The sequence below is a fragment of the Streptomyces sp. NPDC090021 genome, from assembly GCF_044748225.1.
GTDB lineage: Bacteria > Actinomycetota > Actinomycetes > Streptomycetales > Streptomycetaceae > Streptomyces.
On sequence record NZ_JBIVFO010000004.1, the window covers coordinates 61028 to 79241 of the forward strand.

General features: G+C 73.7%; 15 protein-coding genes. 8 read left to right on the forward strand and 7 right to left on the reverse strand.

What is annotated here, in order from left to right:
- Positions 1 to 11 precede the first annotated feature (11 nt).
- Positions 12 to 482, reverse strand: coding sequence for a MarR family winged helix-turn-helix transcriptional regulator (locus tag ACIPXC_RS03870; RefSeq protein WP_401613222.1), 471 nt, complete (start codon positions 480 to 482; stop codon positions 12 to 14).
- 369 nt (positions 483 to 851) lie between these two features.
- Here ACIPXC_RS03870 and ACIPXC_RS03875 point away from each other — a divergent pair, with 369 nt between their 5' ends.
- Entirely contained in the window at positions 852 to 2354 is a 1503-nt protein-coding gene (locus tag ACIPXC_RS03875; protein WP_401613224.1) for an FUSC family protein, read from the forward strand.
- Here ACIPXC_RS03875 and ACIPXC_RS03880 read toward each other — a convergent pair.
- Positions 2344 to 4641: a HelD family protein gene (locus ACIPXC_RS03880; protein ID WP_401613226.1), complete on the reverse strand. Its 2298-nt coding sequence runs from the start codon at positions 4639 to 4641 to the stop codon at positions 2344 to 2346. The genes ACIPXC_RS03875 and ACIPXC_RS03880 overlap by 11 nt on opposite strands.
- A gap of 141 nt (positions 4642 to 4782) precedes the next feature.
- Between ACIPXC_RS03880 and ACIPXC_RS03885 the strand changes: the two genes are divergently transcribed.
- The 3 genes from ACIPXC_RS03885 (at position 4783) to ACIPXC_RS03895 (ending at position 7859) form a co-directional block, all read left to right on the forward strand.
- Positions 4783 to 5370, forward strand: a complete 588-nt coding sequence (locus tag ACIPXC_RS03885) for a GNAT family N-acetyltransferase (RefSeq protein WP_401613228.1) — start codon at positions 4783 to 4785, stop codon at positions 5368 to 5370.
- A 232-nt stretch (positions 5371 to 5602) separates the two neighbouring features.
- Positions 5603 to 6739, forward strand: coding sequence for a nitric oxide synthase oxygenase (locus ACIPXC_RS03890; protein ID WP_401613229.1), 1137 nt, complete (start codon positions 5603 to 5605; stop codon positions 6737 to 6739).
- A gap of 55 nt (positions 6740 to 6794) precedes the next feature.
- Positions 6795 to 7859, forward strand: coding sequence for a lactonase family protein (locus ACIPXC_RS03895; RefSeq protein ID WP_401613231.1), 1065 nt, complete (start codon positions 6795 to 6797; stop codon positions 7857 to 7859).
- 94 nt (positions 7860 to 7953) lie between these two features.
- Here the strand turns inward: ACIPXC_RS03895 and ACIPXC_RS03900 are convergent, their stop codons facing one another.
- The 3 genes from ACIPXC_RS03900 to ACIPXC_RS03910 form a co-directional block, all read right to left on the reverse strand.
- Positions 7954 to 8868: a sirohydrochlorin chelatase gene (locus tag ACIPXC_RS03900; protein WP_401613232.1), complete on the reverse strand. Its 915-nt coding sequence runs from the start codon at positions 8866 to 8868 to the stop codon at positions 7954 to 7956.
- A gap of 96 nt (positions 8869 to 8964) precedes the next feature.
- A complete protein-coding gene (locus tag ACIPXC_RS03905) occupies positions 8965 to 9651 on the reverse strand; it encodes a uracil-DNA glycosylase (RefSeq protein WP_401613234.1) in 687 nt (228 codons plus the stop codon).
- A gap of 11 nt (positions 9652 to 9662) precedes the next feature.
- Complete coding sequence (locus ACIPXC_RS03910) at positions 9663 to 10754, reverse strand: WD40/YVTN/BNR-like repeat-containing protein (RefSeq protein WP_401613236.1); 1092 nt, start codon at positions 10752 to 10754, stop codon at positions 9663 to 9665.
- Positions 10755 to 10981: 227 nt separating this feature from the next.
- On the opposite strand from ACIPXC_RS03910, the gene ACIPXC_RS03915 reads away from it, so the two are divergent.
- The 3 genes from ACIPXC_RS03915 (at position 10982) to ACIPXC_RS03925 (ending at position 13993) form a co-directional block, all read left to right on the forward strand.
- On the forward strand, positions 10982 to 12322 hold the full coding sequence (locus ACIPXC_RS03915; protein WP_401613238.1) for a wax ester/triacylglycerol synthase family O-acyltransferase: 1341 nt from the start codon (positions 10982 to 10984) through the stop codon (positions 12320 to 12322).
- A 79-nt stretch (positions 12323 to 12401) separates the two neighbouring features.
- Positions 12402 to 13511 (forward strand): NADH:flavin oxidoreductase/NADH oxidase, encoded by a 1110-nt coding sequence (locus tag ACIPXC_RS03920; RefSeq protein WP_401613240.1) that lies wholly within the window; start codon positions 12402 to 12404, stop codon positions 13509 to 13511.
- Between the two features lie 131 nt (positions 13512 to 13642).
- A complete protein-coding gene (locus tag ACIPXC_RS03925; protein ID WP_401613242.1) occupies positions 13643 to 13993 on the forward strand; it encodes an ArsR/SmtB family transcription factor in 351 nt (116 codons plus the stop codon).
- A gap of 532 nt (positions 13994 to 14525) precedes the next feature.
- Here the strand turns inward: ACIPXC_RS03925 and ACIPXC_RS03930 are convergent.
- Entirely contained in the window at positions 14526 to 15890 is a 1365-nt protein-coding gene (locus ACIPXC_RS03930; RefSeq protein ID WP_401613244.1) for an FAD-dependent oxidoreductase, read from the reverse strand.
- Between the two features lie 52 nt (positions 15891 to 15942).
- On the reverse strand, positions 15943 to 16638 hold the full coding sequence (locus ACIPXC_RS03935) for a DUF305 domain-containing protein (RefSeq protein WP_401613523.1): 696 nt from the start codon (positions 16636 to 16638) through the stop codon (positions 15943 to 15945).
- Positions 16639 to 16707: 69 nt separating this feature from the next.
- Between ACIPXC_RS03935 and ACIPXC_RS03940 the strand changes: the two genes are divergently transcribed.
- Positions 16708 to 18204, forward strand: coding sequence for an LVIVD repeat-containing protein (locus tag ACIPXC_RS03940; RefSeq protein WP_401613246.1), 1497 nt, complete (start codon positions 16708 to 16710; stop codon positions 18202 to 18204).
- The last annotated feature ends 10 nt before the right edge of the window (positions 18205 to 18214 follow it).

The window sequence follows — 18214 nt, forward strand, 5'->3', positions numbered from 1 at the left end:
GGGAACGGCCTTCACGGAGAGTCGCCGGCGCCGACCGAGGCCAGTACGCCCGACAGCCCCCGCAGCATTTCGGCCGTCCGGTGCACTTCCTCCGCACCGCCCAGGCTCTCGCACAGGTGCCGGGCGAGCCCGTCCAGGCACGAGTCGATCTCCCGCTTCGCCGCCGCTCCCGGCTCGGTGGCGGCGAGCAGTTTCGCCCGGCGGTGCGCCGGATTGTCCAGGTAGACCGCGAGCCCCTGGGACACGAGCAGGTCCGCTATGCGCTGCACGCTCTGCCGGGTCGTCCCCACGCGCCGGGCCACCTCGGAGACCGACAGGGACTCCTGCGTCACCGCGCTGAGGACCTGCCAGCGCGCCGCACTGAGGCCGGAAGGCAGGGCCAGCCGGTCCACGGCCGCGGTGAACCGCCCGTTCAGCCGGAAGACCGCCACGGCGGCCCGGCTGAACGCCTCGGCCTCCCCGGACTCCGCTGTACGCGTCAACGCCGGTCCCCTTCCGTACGTCTTCCGGGTCGCTGCACGATAACAGTGCGTGGTCGCACGGACGAGAGTCGTGCGACCACGCTCCGCAGACAGCGGCCCGGACTGGTCCGTTGGCAGCTCCGTGGTCGACGGAACCCTTCGGTAACCAGCCCAATGGCCCACCCCACGCGCATCGATTTGAGCCAGTGGGCCTCCAGGTGCTTATCTGTGGCGTATCCATGTACTTTCGGCGCCGCGCAGCGCCGGACGGCAACGAGGCCGGTTCCGGAGCGCGGCGCCTTCGCCGTGCCCGTCCGCCGCCCACCACCCCCGGGCGGCGCCGGACCGGCGCGCACCACTGCAGGGGGGCGGCACACCGCTGTGAAGAGGATGTTCGTAGCTCCGGATCCGGGGCGCCTGAGACTCAGGACGTCGGCCCGCGCCGTGATCGGCGTCGCCGCCGCCGTCGCCCTCGCCGAACTGTGCGGTCTGTCCCTGACCGCCTCCATCACCGGCGGACTGGCGGCCCTGCTCGCGCTCTTCACCGTCACCGACGCCACCGTGCGCCGCCAGGCCGTCACCACCGCCCTGCTGCCCGCCGCCGGATTCCCCGTCCTGGCCCTCGCCACGGCCCTGCACGGGGTGACCCCGCTGCGGGACGCCGCCTTCGTGCTCGTCGTCTTCTGCGGGGTCTACGCCCGCCGCTGGGGCCCGCGCGGGCACGCGCTCGGGATCTTCGCGTTCATGAACTTCTTCGTCACGCAGTTCCTGTACGCCCTTCCCGCCCAGCTCCCCGAGCTGTACACCGCCGTGGGCCTGGCCCTCGGCGCCGCCGCGGCCGTACGGTTCCTGCTCTGGCCCATCGAACGCCGCACCCCGCCGCCCGCCGCGCCCGCGCCGCTGCCCGGCAGCGGCCTGGCCCGGCACACGACCCGCCAGGCCTTCCAGGCCACCGCCGCGTGTGCCGTCGCCCTCGCCGTCGGCCAGGTGCTCTCCGAGGACCGCTGGTACTGGGCCGTCGGCACCGCCTGGTGGATCTTCGTCAACACCGCCTCCCGCGGCGAGACCCTGGTCCGCGGCTTCCGCCGGGTGCTCGGCACCGTCGTCGGCGTGGCCGCGGGCGTCCTGATCGCCATCCCGCTGGACGGCGCGCCCCTGCCCACCGCCCTCCTCGTCGCCGCCTGCGTCTTCGGGATCTTCTACACGGCCGCCGTCTCCTACAGCTGGATGATCCTGGCGGTCACGCTGATGGCCGGGCTGCTCTACGGCCTCCTCGGCGTACTGGACCCCGGCCTGCTCGTACTCCGCCTGGAGGAGACGGCCGTGGGGGCCGTGTGCGCCGCGCTGGCCGTGGTCCTCGTCCTGCCCGTCACCACCCACGCCACGAACGACGCGTGGATCCAGCGCGCCCTGCACTGCGTGCACTCCGCCACCGCCCAGGCCACCGCCCGCCTCGCGGGCTCCGCGACGGCGGACCCCGCCCCGCACGCCGCGGAGCTGGAGACGCTGCTGGCCCGGGTCCGGATGGCGCTCGCCCCCCTGGTCCACCCGCTCAGCCCGTTCCGCGCGCGCAAGGCCCGCGCCGGCCAGGTCATCGCCCTGCTGGACGACTGCGCCCGCGAGGTGCGCGGCCTGGTGACCGTCGTGGCCGACCCGGACGCCGGCCACGACGCCCGCCTCGCCGCCGCCTGCTGGCGCGTCGAGGCGGCGGTGCAGGCGCTGACCGCCGGCGAGCGGGAGCTCGAAGCGCCCGAGGCCACGGTCGACACCACCCCGTCCGCCGCCACCACCGAACCCGCGCTCGCCCACCTTCAGGGCCTGGAGCGGGCCCTGACCGAACTCGCCTCCCCCCTGGGCAGTGACCCCAGGGCGCCGTTCGTCATCAGCGCCTGAGCAGAGCGCCCCAGGCCGGCGTCCCCTCCGCGGACAGCCGGCCGGGGGTGTGCACCACCCCCAGGGCCTGGGTGGCCCGGGTCAGCGCCACGTACAGGTCGCTCGGCCCGAAGCCGGCCGGCTCCACCACGATCACCGTGTCGAACTCCAGCCCCTTGGCCTGACGCGGATCCAGCAGGACGACCTCACGGGTCAGATCGGGCTCCGCGCCCTCCCGCACCTGCGGCAGTACGGCGGCCAGTGCCCCGTGCAGATCCCGCTGGGCGATCACCGCGAGCCGCCCCTCGGCCGGCCGCTCCCGCTCCACCGCCTCCCCGACGGCCGCGGCCAGGTCGCCGGCCGCCCGCGCCCACGGCCGCACCCCGGTGGCCCGTACCGAACGCGGCGGCTCGAAACCGGGATCGCGCTCGCGCAGCGCGGCGGCCGCCACCTCCATGATCTCGGCCGGCGTGCGGTAGTTGACCCCGAGCGTGACCAGCTCCCACCGCTCGCCCACGTACGGCGCCAGGATCCGCTCCCAGGACCCGCAGCCCGCCTCGTCGCCGGTCTGCGCCGGATCGCCGACGAGCGTCATCGAGCGGGTCGGGCAGCGCCGCATCAGCAGCCGCCACGCCATCTCCGACAGTTCCTGCGCCTCGTCCACGATGACGTGCCCGAAGGCCCAGGTCCGGTCCGCCGCGGCACGCTCGGCGGTGCTGCGGTGGTCGGCCTCCTCGTGGCGTTCCGCCATCCGCTCGGCGTCGATGATGTCGTGCGCCGCCAGGTACTCGTTCTCCTCGTCCTCGAACTCGTACGACTGCGAGCCCGCGGACACGTCCAGCACCCCCTGCGCGTACGCGATGCGCTGCTGCCTGCGCCGCTCCTCGGCGGCGCGCAGCGCACTGTCGTCCTCCCCGAGCAGCTCGGCCGCCTCGTCCAGGAGCGGTACGTCGGCCGGAGTCCAGTCGGGCCGCGCCGAGGGCGCGCGGCGGATGAGCCGGGCCTCGTCCGGGGGCAGGTGCGTGGGCTCCGCCAGGAAGTCGGTGATCAGCTGCTGCGGGGTGAGGGAGGGCCACAGCGAGTCGATCGCCGCGTGCACGGCGGCGCTCGTCGCGATCTCCTTGCCGAGCTGGGCCACGTCGTCGGGGCCGAGCAGGTTCGGACCGCCGTACGGATCCGCCCCCAGCCGGTCGGCGAGCTGCGCGGTGAGCGCGTCGACGATCCGGAGGGCGAAGGCGGGCCGCGCCCGGTTGTGCGGCAGCCCGGTGCCCCGGGCCCGGTCCCGCGCCTCGTGGGCCATCGTGCGGTCCAGCAGCAGGGTCCCGTAGTCGTCGTGGTCGATCTCCAGCGCGGCCTCGGGCACGGTGTCGTACTCCTCGCCGCTGTCGGCCGGCACGTGCTCCGGCAGGCGCTGCCGGTCGGCGACGACCCGGGCGAGGACCCGCGCCATCGCGGCGCGGCCCTTCACCGCGGCGGCCCCGGGACGGTCGGTGCCGGTGGCGTGGACCCCCGGGAACAGCTCGCCCGGCGTGGACAGCAGCACACCCGTCTCGCCGAGCGCGGGCAGCACCCCGCCGATGTAGCCCAGGAAGGCCGGCCCCGGTCCGACGATCAGCACGCCGCGCCGGGCGAGCAGCTCGCGGTGGGCGTACAGCAGGTACGCGGCGCGGTGCAGCGCGACCGCGGTCTTGCCGGTGCCGGGCCCGCCCTCGACCACCAGCACCCCGCGGTGCGTGGAGCGGATGATCCGGTCCTGCTCGGCCTGGATGGTCCGCACGATGTCGTGCATGCGGCCGGTGCGGGCGGCGTCGAGCGCCGCCAGCAGGACCGCGTCGGCGTCGGCCCCCTCGTGGCCGGTGCGCTCCGCGTCGGTCAGGTCGAGGATCTCGTCGTGCAGGGCGGTGACCACCCGGCCCCGGCTGCTGATGTGGCGACGGCGGCGCAGTCCCATGGGCGTGTGCCCGGTGGCGAGGTAGAAGGGGCGGGCGACCTCGGCCCGCCAGTCCAGGACCAGCGGTGTGCGTTCCGTGTCGTCGGCGCGGATCCCGAGGCGTCCGATGTGGTGGTCGCGGCCGTCGGAGAACTCCAGTCGTCCGAAACACAGGCCGTTCGCACCGGCATTCAGAGCGGACAGCAGACCCGACTGCTCGGCCACCAGGACATCGCGTTCCAGGCGTGCCTGAAAGCCCGATCCGACATCGCGCAATGCCCCTTCGACTGCCTGTTCGGCCTGGTCACGCAGGTCGTCGAGGCGCCGATAGAGGTCGGTGACGAATTGCTGCTCTTTCCGGAATTCCTCGGTTGACAATTGCACTCCCGCCGCGATACACTGTCGTCGTAAACATTTCCGCGCCCTCGCTCAAAGCGAAGTCGCGAACTGTTCAATATACGCCTTCTCATCCCTCGGCAGCGAATTCGACCGGGGGATTTTTTGCGTACGGTGGATCTCATGACCACCGCACACGCCCCGGCCGACGGCATCGTCTACCGCCTCGCCCGCCCCGAGGACGCGGGCGCCATCGAGGCCCTGGACAGCTCCTTCACCACCTCCACCGTCTTCGAGGTCACCGCCTCCGGTGACGGCTTCGGCTTCCTGCTCCGCGAGGTGCCGGCGGACCCGCCGGTGCACAAGGTGTTCCCGCCCGAGGAGCACGACGAGCAGGGGTTCGCCGGCGCCCGGGGCCCCGACGTGGACGCGGACACCCGCACCTTCGTAGCCCTCGACGGCGGTGAGCTCTGCGGGTTCGCCGCCGTCGGCTACGCCGCGTGGAACCGGCGGCTGACGATCGAGGACATCGAGGTCGCGCCCGGTCACCGGGGTCGCGGGATCGGCAGCGCGCTGATGGAGCGCGCCGCGGAGTTCGCCCGCGAGCGGGGCGCGGAGCACCTCTGGCTCGAGGTCAGCTCGGTCAACGCCCCCGCCGTGCACGCCTACCGGCGCATGGGGTTCGTCTTCTGCGGCCTCGACACCGCCCTGTACGGGGGTACGCCCTCCGCGGGCGAGCAGGCGCTGTTCATGAGCCGCCCCTGCCGCTGACCCCGCGCGCACCGAAGCGGTCCGACGGCACGTCAACTCCCACGGCGGGGCGGATCTTACGTCCCTCTGCCCCCTGTTCGCAGCCCGATCCTCCAGGATCACTCGGAGGAGTGTTCCGGAAGCCCAGGCCGTACGCCCCTGACCTGCGGAAGGTACAACGGGTAATTGATTACTGCACATTCATCTGGCACGTACAGGGTGGATCTGGTCGGACAGGGGGTAACCCGCCGGAATGGAAATTCTTCAACAGCGCTCCACCACCGCACAGGTGTGGCAGGCGGCCGAGGAGTTCATCCGACTCTTCCACAGGGAGAACGCCGGCGCGGGTGATCCGCGCGCCCGGCTCGCCGCCGTGAGGGCGGAACTCGCGGACACCGGTACCTACGTGCACACCCCCGAGGAGCTGGTCCACGGGGCGCGCGTGGCCTGGCGCAACAGCAACCGCTGCATAGGCAGGCTCTACTGGAACTCGCTGCGGGTCCGTGACCGCCGGGGGATCACCGACGCCGACGCGATCGCCGCCGAGTGCTTCGACCACCTGCGCGAGGCGACCAACGGCGGCCGGGTGAGGCCCACCATCACCGTCTTCGCCCCGGAGGCCCCCGGCCGCCCGGGCCCCGTGATCTGGAGCGAGCAGCTGGTGCGGTACGCCGGCTACGGCGACCACCCGTCCATAACCGTCGGCGACGCCCGCAACGCCCCGCTCACCGAGGCCCTCCTGCAACTCGGCTGGCCCGGCGGCGCAGGCACCCCCTTCGACCTCCTCCCGCTGGTGGTCCAGGGTGTCGACGACAAGCCGCGGTGGTTCGACACCCCCGCGGACGCCGTCCTGGAGGTCCCGATCGTCCACCCCGACGGTGACGGGTGGGCGGACTGGGGTCTGCGCTGGCACGCCGTTCCCGCCATCTCCAACATGTGCCTGGAGATCGGCGGCATCCACTACCCTGCCGCGCCGTTCAACGGCTGGTACATGGGCACCGAGATCGGTGCGCGCAACCTCGCCGACACCGACCGCTACAACCTCCTGCCCGCCGTGGCCCGCCGCCTGGGCCTGGACACCTCCAGCGACCGTTCGCTGTGGAAGGACCGCGCCCTGGTCGAGCTCAACCGGGCGGTCCTGCACTCCTTCGACCGGGCGGGCGTCACCATCGCCGACCACCACTCCGAGTCCCGCCGCTTCCTCACCCACATGGAACGGGAGGAGCGCAAGGGCCGCGAGGTGGGCGCGGACTGGTCCTGGATCGTGCCGCCGATGTCCGGCGCGGCGACCCCGGTCTTCCATCGCACCTACGAGGACCTCCCCAGCAGCACGGCGTACGTCCACCACCCCGGCGCGCAGGAACGGGCCCGGGGACGGGATTTGGTCTAGACCTTCTGTTACCGTCGGCTCCGGACGGATCCGACGGCGGTGAGAGGGGTTTCCTGTGGGCGGCGCGGACAGCACGGACCGAAGCGGCGAACACCGGGCCTACATCGGCTCCTTCACCTCGGGGGGCGGCCGCGGTGTGACCATCGCGACCGTGGATCCGAAGACCGGGGCGCTGACCCCGCTCTCGGTCGCCACCGCCGAGGATCCGTCGTACCTCGCCCTCGCTCGGGACACCGGCGTCCTCTACGCGGTGAGCGAGACCGAGCGGGGCGAGGTGGCGGCCTTCCGGCCCACCGCCGGGGGCCTCGCGGCGCTGGGCGCGCCCGTGCGTGTCGGCGGCTCCGGCCCCACCCACCTCAGCGTGTCCGGGCGCCGCCTGTTCACCGCCAACTACACCTCGGGCAGCGTCAGCAGCCTCGCGCTGGCCGCCGACGGCAGCCCCGGCGGACCGGCCCGCGTGCTCGCGCACCGCGGCTCCGGCCCCGACACCGCCCGGCAGGAGGGGCCGCACGCCCATCAGGTGCTGCCCGACCCGACCGGCCGCTGGGTGCTCAGCGTCGACCTGGGCACCGATGCGGTCCGGGTCTGCGCACCGGACGCGGTCACGGGGGAGCTGCGGGTGCACACCGAGACGTCGCTGCGCGCCGGAACGGGCCCCCGCCACCTGGTCTTCCACCCGGAGGGCGCCGTGGCCTACGTCCTCCACGAGCTGGAGCCGCAGGTGACCGTCTGCCGGTGGAACGGCGCATCGGGGCGGCTGGAACCGGTCGGTGAGGTTCCGGTGGCCTCCACGGGCGCCCCAGGGGCCGTACGGGCGTACCCCTCGGCGGTCGTGGCCTCCCCCGACGGCCGGTTCGTGTGGGCGGCCGTCCGCGGGGCCGATGTGCTCGTCACCCTGTCGCTCGCCGACGGGCCGGGGAAGCCGCGGCTCACCGGCACCGTGGACTGCGGCGGCGCGTGGCCGCGGGACCTCGCCGTGGACACCGCGGGCAGCCGCCTCTACACGGCCAACGAGCACTCGGGTGACGTGAGCTGGTTCGACGTGGACCCGCTGACCGGGCAGCCGCACCGGGCCGGTTCGCTGGCCGTGCCCGCCGCCACCTGCGTGGTCCTCGGCTGAGTCCCGTACGCGGGCCGGGCGCGGGCCGGACGCGCGCAGGCCCCCGCCGGCCGGGAGATCCGGCCGACGGGGGCCTGCGCGGGTGTCGGGCGGGTCAGTGCGCGGGCGAGGTCTGGGGGATCCCCAGAGCCGCGGTGTACTGGGCGACGGCCAGCTTGCCGAGCGCCGGGTAGGCGCCGAGCACCTCGGCGGTGGCGCAGTCGGCCTCCTTGCACGCCGTGTCCAGCAGCCCGTCGGCGGCCTCCGGGCCGATCAGGTACGGGGCGAGCGCGAGCTGGGTGGAACCCTCGCGGCGCAGCTGGTCGGCGACCGCGGCCACCGAGCCCTCCTGGTCCAGCGCGGCGGCCTGGACGGGCACCGCGAGGCGGGCGGCGAGCAGCATGCCCGTGATCCCGGCGGCCTGCACGGCCTCCTCGCCGCCGGTGGTGGCCAGGACGATGCCGTCGGCGGCGGTGGTCACGGTGAAGAGGCGGGCGCGGTCGGCGCGGGCCAGCCCGGCCTCGGAGAGGCGCACGTGCAGACCCTCGGCCAGCAGCGGGTGCGGGCCGAGGACGTCGGCCAGCTCGGCGGCGGCGGAGGAGTCCATCAGCGCCTGGCGCATCCGGCGCAGCAGGTCGCTGTCCGGGCCGGCCAGCAGCGGGACGACCACGGCGTCCGGGCCGCTCTGCTCGGGCACCTCGTGGCCGGCGGCGCGGGCGAACTCGGCACGCGCGGTCCGGTCGGCCGAGACGGCGTCCAGCACGCCGGACAGGGACGGGAACTCGGAGGCGGAGTCACCCTCAAGGAAACCGATGCGGGCGTCGAGGCCCGGCAGCTCGGAGCGGCCGATGCTGATGATCTCTTCCGCGAGCCCCCGCGAAGCGGCCGAGGGTGCACCGGGCACGGCGAGCACCAGCGCGGGCGCGCCCTCGGGCGCAGCCGCGGGCTCGGGCCGGCGGTGCCGTCCGGTCGGGCGGGGTCGCGGCATTCGTACGGGCAGGCCATGTGCGGGGCCGGTGGGGGAGCTCATGGCGCCGCATGCTACTGGCTTATCGGAAGAAGGTGTTCGGGCAGGGCCTTCTCGTGCCGCATCTGTCCGTATTTATCCGATGAATTGCAGATACGTTCAACTGACGGACGGCAAGCGCCAGTCCACGGGCTGTGATCCCTGGCCCACCAGCAGTTCGTTCGTCCTGCTGAAGGGCCGGGAGCCGAAGAAGCCGTAATCCGCCGATTTGGGGGAGGGGTGCGAGGACTCCACCACCGGCAGGTCGCCGAGCAGCGGCCGCAGGTTGCGGGCCGCACGGCCCCACAGGATGGACACCAGCGGCTTGCCCCGGGCGGCCAGCGCGCGGATGGCCTGGTCGGTGACAGCCTCCCAGCCCTTGCCCTGATGCGCGTTCGACCGGCGGGGCGCGGTCGTGAGCGAGCGGTTGAGCAGCAGCACGCCCTGCCGGGTCCACGGGGTGAGGTCACCGTTGGCGGGCCGGCCGGTCCCTATGTCCCGGTGCATCTCCAGGAAGATGTTGTCCAGGCTCGGCGGTACCGGACGCACGTCCGGGGCCACCGAGAAGGACAGTCCCACCGCGTGCCCCGGGGTGGGGTACGGGTCCTGGCCGACGATGAGGACCTTGACCTCGTCGAAGGGCTGCTGGAAGGCGCGCAGCACATGGGCCCCGGCGGGGACGTACGTCCTCCCCGCCGCGATCTCGGCTCGCAGGAAGTCGCCCATCGCGGCGATCTGCGCCGCCACCGGCTCCAGAGCGCGGGCCCAGCCCGGCTCGACGATTTCGTTCAACGGTCGTGCTGCCACGGTGGATCACTCTACTGGCCGATCGTCGCCGCCCGCACGCACAGGACGTCGGGCAGGTGCTCGGCCAGCAACTGCCAGCTGTCGCCGTCGTCGTGGCTGGCGTACAACTCGCCGTTGCGGTTGCCGAAGTAGATCCCCGCCGGGTCCGCGTCGTCCGTGCAGAGCGCGTCCCGCAGGACCGTGCCGTAGTGGTCGGAGTCCGGGAGTCCGCGCGTGAGCGGTTCCCAGGTGGCGCCCGCGTCCTCGGTGCGGAAGACCCGGCACCGGTGCCCGGCCGGGACCCGGTCCGAGTCGGCGTTGAGCGGGAACACGTAGGCGGTGTCCGGCCGGTGCGGATGGGCCGCCACCGCGAAGCCGAAGTCGGAGGGCAGCCCGCCGCCGATGTCGGTCCAGCGGGCGCCCGCGTCGTCGCTGCGGTAGACGCCCCAGTGGTTCTGCAGGTACAGCCGGTCCGTGTCGCCGGCGTCCTGGGCGATCTTGTGGACGCACTGGCCGAACTCGGGGTTCGGATCCGGCAGGAACACCGCCGAGACCCCCTGGTTGGACGGTTGCCAGCTGGCCCCGCCGTCCCTGGTCCGGAACACCCCGGCGGTGGAGACCGCCACGGTGACCGCCTCCGGGTCGCCGGGATCGGTGATCACCGTGTGCAGGCCCTCGCCGCCGCCGCCCGGGACCCACTTGCCGCGGCTCGGGTGCTCCCACAGCGGGCGGACCAGCTCGAAGGACTCGCCCCGGTCCGTCGAACGGAACAGCGCCGCCGGCTCCGTGCCCGCATACACCACGTCGGGGGCCTCGGCCCCGGCCGGCTGGAGCTGCCAGACCCGCTCCAGCGAGGCGCCGGTGTCCTGGGGGAACTTCACGGCCGCCCCGGCCGGTTCCCGCCAGGTCTCCCCGAGGTCGTCGGAGCTGAAGACGGACGGACCCCAGTGGGTGCTGTCGCCGCCGACCAGCAGCCGGGGGGCCGGGCCGCGCCGGTCGATGGCGGCCGCGTAGACGGCCTGGGCGTTGAAGTGGGGCCCGCCGAACTCCCACGGCCCGTCGCCCCTGCGGCGGCCGATGAACAGTCCCTTGCGGGTCCCCACGAGCAGCAGTACGTCGGCCATGGCCGGCACCTCCGGACCTCGTCGTCCTTGCGGGTGGATCGTTCCTCGCGGAGCGTCTTTCCGGCCAGTCTGCACCCGCCCACCGACAGGGGCCCGGCGGGCGCCACGCACCTCACATCGGATGATCTATACCGATCATTTACCGCGCGGAAATGATTGCGCCTTGCATAGGGGTGTTCGCAGTGGGTTGACTTCAAGCCATTGCTGCCGCGTGTGAGAGGACGTATGTGGCCACCGAGCACCTGTCTCCGCTCGACCTCGCCTTCTGGCGGATGGAATCCGCCGACCATCCCATGCACCTCGGCGCCCTCGCCGTCTTCCGCACCCCCCGGCACCCGGAGCCGGGCGACGGGGACGCCGCCGAGCGGGCCGCCGCGCTCCTCACCGCGCGCTGTGCGGCCGTGCCGGGCCTGCGCCGCCGGATCCGCGACGTGCTGCTGCCCCTCGGCGCCGCCGCCTGGTCGCCGGACCCCGGCTTCGATCCGGCACGGCACGTCTTCCTCGTCCGCACGGACCTGACCTGCCCGCACGAGGCCGCCGGCCCCCTGATGGCCCGCCCGCTGGACCGGGAGCTGCCGCCGTGGGAGGCGCACGTCCTGGCCGGGCCGGATCCGGACTCCTTCGCCGTCCTGTTCAAGTTCCACCACGCCCTCGCCGACGGCCTGGGCGCGCTCGCCCTCGCGGCCGCGCTGTTCGACGAGGTCCCCGAGCCGCGAGCCCCCGTGCGCCCGGTTCCGGGGCAGCGGGCCGGTTCCGTCCTGAGCCGGCTCCCGGGAGCCCTGGCCGCCCGGGTCCAGGGCGTGGGCCAGGCCCTGGAGATCGGCGCCGCCGTGGCCCGCGGCGGGCTGCCGCTCGGTGTCCCGGCCGCGTTCACGGCCGGTCCCACGGGCTCGGGCAGCCGTATCGTCGCCGGTCTCGCGCTCGACCTCGACGAGGTCAACCTGATCCGCAAGGGGGCCGGTGGCACCGTCAACGACGTGCTGATCACCCTGGTCGCGGGCGCACTGCGGCGCTGGCTGGCCGGCCGCGGCGACCCCGAACCCCTCGGGGCCGGACCGCGGGCCCTGATCCCGGTCTCCCGCCGCCGCGGGCCCCGGGACGGTGGAGGCGCGGGGAACCGGCTGTCCGGCTACCTGCTCCGGCTGCCGCTCGCCGAGCCCGATCCGCTGCGGCGCCTGGCCTGCGTACGCGTCGGCATGGACCGCAACAAGGACGCCGGGCCCGCCCGGGGTGCGGGAGCCGTCGCCCTGCTCGCGGACCACGTCCACCCGCTCGGCCACCGGCTCGGCGGGCCCCTCGTCGCCCAGGCGGCCAGGCTGCTCTACGACATCCTCGTCACCAGCGTCCCGCTGCCCGGCCTCACCTTCTCCCTCGGCGGCAGCCGGGTCCACGAGGTCTACCCGCTCGCCCCGCTGGCCCGAGGCCAGTCTCTTGCGGTCGCCGTCTCCACCTACAAGGGAACGGTCCACTACGGCCTGGTCGCCGACGCGGCCGCGGTCGCGGACCTGGCGGCGCTGGCCGGGGCGCTGCGGGCCGAGCTCGACGCACTTGTACGAGAGGTCTCGTAGTACGAGGAGATTCGTAGTATGGTGAGTCTCGTACTTAGCCGCCGATCCCGGCGCGCCCGGTGACCCCTGGAGAGCCCCGATGAGTGCTGCCCCCGCCGTACCCGCCGCTTTCGCCGCCCTGTTCGAGCCCTACACCCTGCGATCGGTCACCGTCCCGAACCGCGTGTGGATGGCCGCGATGTGCCAGTACAGCGCCGAGGCCTTCGGGCCGAACGCGGGCGTCGCCGGCGACTGGCACTTCGCCCACTACGCCGCCCGCGCCACCGGGGGGACCGGCCTGATCATCCAGGAGGCCACCGCGGTCTCCCCGGAGGGCCGCATCTCCCCCTACGACCTCGGCATCTGGAACGACACCCAGGTCGAGGCCCTGCGCCGGATCACCGGCTTCCTGAAGGCCCGGGGGACCGTCCCCGGCATCCAGATCGCCCACGCCGGCCGCAAGGCGTCCACGGACCGCACATGGACCGGCGGCGCGCCGGTCGGCCCCGACGCGCACGGCTGGCGGCCGGTCGCCCCGAGCGCGGTGCCGTTCGCCGAGGGCCACCCCGTCCCGCACGAGCTGACGGTCGATGAGATCGCCCGGATCACCGGCCAGTTCGCGGCCGCGGCGGGGCGGGCCCTGGCGGCGGGCTACGAGGTCGTCGAGATCCACGGCGCTCACGGCTACCTCATCGGGGAGTTCCTCTCCCCGCACAGCAACAGGCGCACCGACGCCTACGGCGGATCCTTCGAGAACCGCACCCGCTTCGCCCTGGAGGTCGTCGACGCCGTCCGGGCGGTGTGGCCCGAGGAACTGCCGCTGCTCTTCCGGATCTCCGCCACCGACTGGCTGGAGCAGGAGGGCTGGACGGCCGACGAGACCGTACGCCTGGCCCGGCTCCTCCAGGAACACGGCGTGGACCTCCTCGACGTCTCCACCGGCGGCCTCGCTCCCGGAGTGAGCATCCCGGTCGGCCCCGGCTACCAGGTGCCCTTCGCCGCCCGGGTGAAGGCCGAGACGACCCTCCCCGTGGCGGCCGTCGGCCTGATCACCGAACCGGAGCAGGCCGAGAAGATCCTGGCCAACGGCGAGGCCGACGCGGTCCTGCTGGGCCGCGAGCTGCTGCGCGACCCGTTCTGGGCCCGCCGCGCGGCCGAACGGCTCGGCGCGTCGATCCGGACGCCCGAGCAGTACCACCGGTCCTGGTGACGGCGGTACGGCCGCGGCCCCGGGTCGCGGCCGTACCGGCCGCTCCCGCCGGTTTCCGCGGTGCGCACGCCTCCTTCGACACCTCTCGTACCATGGGGGTCCGGACCAAGCCGAGTGAGCGGAGCAGGGACATGACGGATCGGGACACCTCCCGCACCCCGGCCCACCCGGCGGCGGAAGAGATCCGCCTGGAGGGCGTGCTGCACGCGCTCTCCGACCCGGTGCGGCTCTCCATCGTGCTGGACCTCGCCGCCTCGCCGGACGATCTGGCCTGCTCGCACTTCGACCTGCCGGTCACCAAGTCCACGACCACGCACCACTTCCGCGTCCTGCGCGAGAGCGGTGTCGTACGCCAGGCCTACCGCGGCACCACGAAACTGAACGCCCTGCGCCGCGATGACCTGGAGGCCCTGTTCCCGGGCTTCCTCGACAGCGTCCTGACGGCGGCCGCCGCCGAGGCGGAGCGGCTCGCGTCGCCGTGACCGCGGGCCGGACGACCCCGCCGGTGGTCACGGCCGCGGGCGTGCTGTCGACCGACACCGTCACGCCGTCGGCGATGTCCTCCGCGGTGAGGAGCAGGCCATCGGACACCGGATTCACCGGGAGGCCGCAGCCGGGATGCCGCCCGTCGCGGCGGGGCGGGCGCCGGGCCCGGTCGTCGGCCACGGCGCGGTCCGGGCACCGGGCGGCGCTCACGGTGGTCCGCCCGGCGGAGCCCGCACCCGCCGCCGCGGCGCACGGGGGCGCCCTGGGGGCGCCACCAGCAGCGCCGCCGTCACCGTCCCGAGGTGGATCCAGGGCCGCCCCCCGGCCCGTGACCGGCGGAACCCGTTCGCTGCCACGCCCCTCCCTCCGCATGCTGCTCCGGGACTCCGGGGCTCCGGTCCAGCGCCGTGCTCGGCCCGCGCACCCGGGGCGGCACGGCGACACTCCCGGCCGGGGCCCCGGACGATCCCGGACGCAGGTCCGCGGGCGCCTGCGCGCGGCGCGGCGAGCCGGGGGCCGGAAGACGGCCTACGCCCGGTCCGCGCCCGCCGCGTCCAACAGGCCCTGCCAGTTGGGGATCTTGACGGTGCGTCGGCCCAGCGAACGGCCCAGATCCGCCTCGGCCGACTCGATGGCCAGCCAGCCGGGCCACTCCACCGGGTGCAGGCCCGCCGCCCGCAGGGCGGCCAGCGGGTCGCCGGGCAGCTCGCGCCGGGCCAGCGCACCCGCGTCCTGGAGCAGCGAGGACACGGTCTCCTTCGCGCACGGCCGGTTCGTGCCGATCACCCCGGTGGGGCCCCGCTTGATCCAGCCCGCCACGTACTCGCCGACCGAGGCCCGGCCCGCGCGCAGCACCCGGCCCGCGGCGTGCGGAACCGTGCCGCTCGCCGGGTCGAAGGGCAGCCCGGTGAGCGGCAGGCCCCTGTACCCCACCGAGCGCAGCACCAGCTGCGCCTCGACGTCCTCGTGGACGCCCGTCCCGGTCACCCCGCCGTGCCCGTCCGGGGCGGTCCGCTCGAAGCGCATCCCGGTGACCCGGCCGTCGGGCCCGCCCAGGATCTCCACCGGGCGCAGATAGAACCGCAGCGCGATGCGGCGCGGTTCCTCGCCGGGCTCCTTGCCGGCCCAGCCGCGCAGCACTTCCAGGTTGCGCCGCGCCACCGCCGGCAGCGCGGCGGCGGCATCCGGGTCGGCGTACGTCGGGTCCAGTGCCAGCTCGGCCGGGTCCGCCCCGGTGTCCACACCCGGCAGGGTGCCCAGTTCGCGCAGTTCCTTCGTGGTGAACCTGCCCTGGGAGGGCCCGCGCCGGGCCACCATGGACACCTTGCGCACCCCGCTGTCCGCGAGCGCCCCGAGGGCCGGCTGCGGCATGTCCGTCGGCGCCAGCTCCGACGCGGCGCGGGCCAGGATCCGGGTCACGTCCACCGCGACGTTGCCCGCCCCGACCACCACCGCCGCTTCGGCCCCGGGCAGGCCGAAGGCCTCGGCGGCGGCGTCCGGGTGCCCGCTGTACCAGGACACGAAGGCCGTCGCGGAGTGCACCCCGGCCAGTTCCTCGCCGGGGATGCCCAGCATCCGGTCCCGCGCCGCACCCACGCAGTACACGACCGCGTGGTACAGCTCCAGCAGCCGCTGCGCGGGCAGGGCGGTCCCGCCGACCTCGACGTTCCCGAGGAAGCGGATCCGCTCGTCCTCCAGCACGGTGCGCAGGCTGCCCTGCAGCGACTTGATCTTCTCGTGGTCCGGTGCGACCCCGTAGCGCACCAGCCCGTACGGGGCGGGCAGCCGGTCCAGTACGTCGACCAGCACCCCGGGCACCTCGCGCTGCTGGATCAGCGCCTGGGCCGCGTAGACCCCGCTGGGTCCCGATCCGACGACGGCGACACGAAGCACGGCGGAGCTCCTCCCGCAGGTGGTTCCAGCATGGCACCGGCCCGCCCGCCGGTCAGCCCATCGTGCGCATCCGGTGGATCTCGGCGCTCTGCGTGGCCACCACCTCGTTGGCCATCTCCTCGACGGCGACGTTGTTCCCGCCGGTCAGTGCCTCGCCCGCCATCGTCAGGGCCCCCTCGTGGTGGGCGGTCATCAGCTTCAGGAAGAGCCGGTCGAAGTCGGCGCCCCTGGCCGCGGCCAGTTCGTCGAGCTGCTGCGCGGTCGCCATGCCCGGCATCGAGCCGTGGTCGTGGTCGTGTCCGTGCCCGGGGGCGGCCGTTGCGGAGCCCGCCGCCGGTGCCGGATGGAGGTTCAACCACTTCTGCATGGCGCCGATTTCGGGCTTCTGGGCGGCCGTGATTCGTTCCGCCAGCCGTTTGACCGGCTCCGCCGCCGCCCGTTCGGGAGCCAGTGCGCTCATCGTCAGGGCCTGTCGGTGGTGTTCGATCATCCGCTGCACGTAGGCGTGGTCGGCGGCGTTGGGGCTGTCGTCGGGCTTCGCCGCGGCGGCCTGTTCGGGGGTGAGGGTGCGTGAGGTCTCGCCGGGTCTGCCCGGCGCGACGATCGAGGCCCGCCCGTCGTCGGCCCGGTCCGCTCCGTCGTCCTGGCAGGCGGTGAGCATCAGCAGGAGGCAGGCGGTCGCCGGCACCGCGGCGAACCGGAGAGGCCGCGCGGACGAGGCCTCGCGGCCCCTGAGGTCTTTTGCCATGTCCATGAAGGGAAGATACTGCCGGGGTCCTGGTTCCGTTCCCCTGCGGACGGAACCGATCGGGCTCCCATGGGAGGCACAGTGACCTCACTACGCACCAGGAGAGCGGGCAGCGGGAGGGTGGGGGTGGCCGTTCTCGCGGCCGGTCTCCTCACGACCCTCCTCACGGCCGGACCGGCAGCGGCCACGCCCGACCCCGGCGACCTGACGCCCGGGCACGTAAACCATCAGGGCGCGGGCACCCTCGACGGGCCGGAACTCGCCCCGGGCGACATCCCCGGCCAGGACGAGATCGTGCACAGCGCCAACATCAAGCCCCTGGCCAACATCCCCTCCACCGATGCCACCGCGATCAACACGGACCTCGCCTTCCAGGGCAGGTACGCCTACGCGGGCAACTACAACGGCTTCACGATCTACGACATCGCCAACCCCAAGGCGCCGAAGAAGATCACCGAGGTGCTCTGCCCCGGCGGGCAGAACGACATCTCCGTCGACGGCGACCTGCTCTTCCTCTCCACCGACTCCTCGCGCAGCGACGACTCCTGCAACAGCGTCTCGCAGCCCGCGACGGAGAAGTCCTCGTGGGAGGGCATCAAGATCTTCGACATCAAGGACAAGAAGAACCCCAGGTACATCAAGTCCGTCGAGACCGCCTGCGGCTCCCACACCCACACCCTGGTCCCCGGCCGCAAGGACATCTACCTCTACGTCGCCTCCTACTCGCCGAACGAGGCCTTCCCCGACTGCAAGCCGCCGCACGACGGCATCTCCGTGGTGAAGGTCCCGAAGAAGAGCCCGACCCGGGCCGCGGTCGTCGCCTTCCCGGTGCTCTTCCCCGACGGCGGCAACCCGGGCGCGCCCACCAACCCCGGAGTCTCCAAGACCACCGGCTGCCACGACATCACCGTGCTGCCCTCGAAGGACCTGGCCGCCGGCGCCTGCATGGGCGACGGCATCCTCTTCGACATCAGCAGGCCCGAGCAGCCACGCGTCATCGACCGGGTGCAGGACAACGTGAACTTCGCGTTCTGGCACTCGGCCACCTTCAACGAGCGCGCGAACAAGGTGGTGTTCACCGACGAACTCGGCGGCGGTGGCGGCGCCACCTGCAACGAGGCCACCGGCCCCGACCGGGGCGCCGACGGGATCTACGACATCACCGGCCGCGGCGAGCAGCGCAAGCTCGTCTTCCGCAGCTACTTCAAGATCCCGCGCCACCAGGCCGACACCGAGAACTGCGTGGCCCACAACGGCTCGCTGATCCCGGTCGGCGGTGGCCGCGACATCATGGTGCAGGCCTGGTACCAGGGCGGCGTCTCGGTGTGGGAGTTCACCGACTCGTCCCGGCCCCGGGAGATCGCCTACTTCGAGCGGGGGCCGCTGACGACGGACCGGCTGGGGCTGGGCGGGTCCTGGTCGGCGTACTACTACAACGGCCACATCTACTCGAACGACATCGCCAAGGGCCTCGACGTCCTGCGGCTCGACGACAGGCGCACCGACAGTGCCAAGCGGGTCCGCCTGGACCGGCTCAACGTACAGTCCCAGCCCGAGTACCACTGAACCGTGTGAG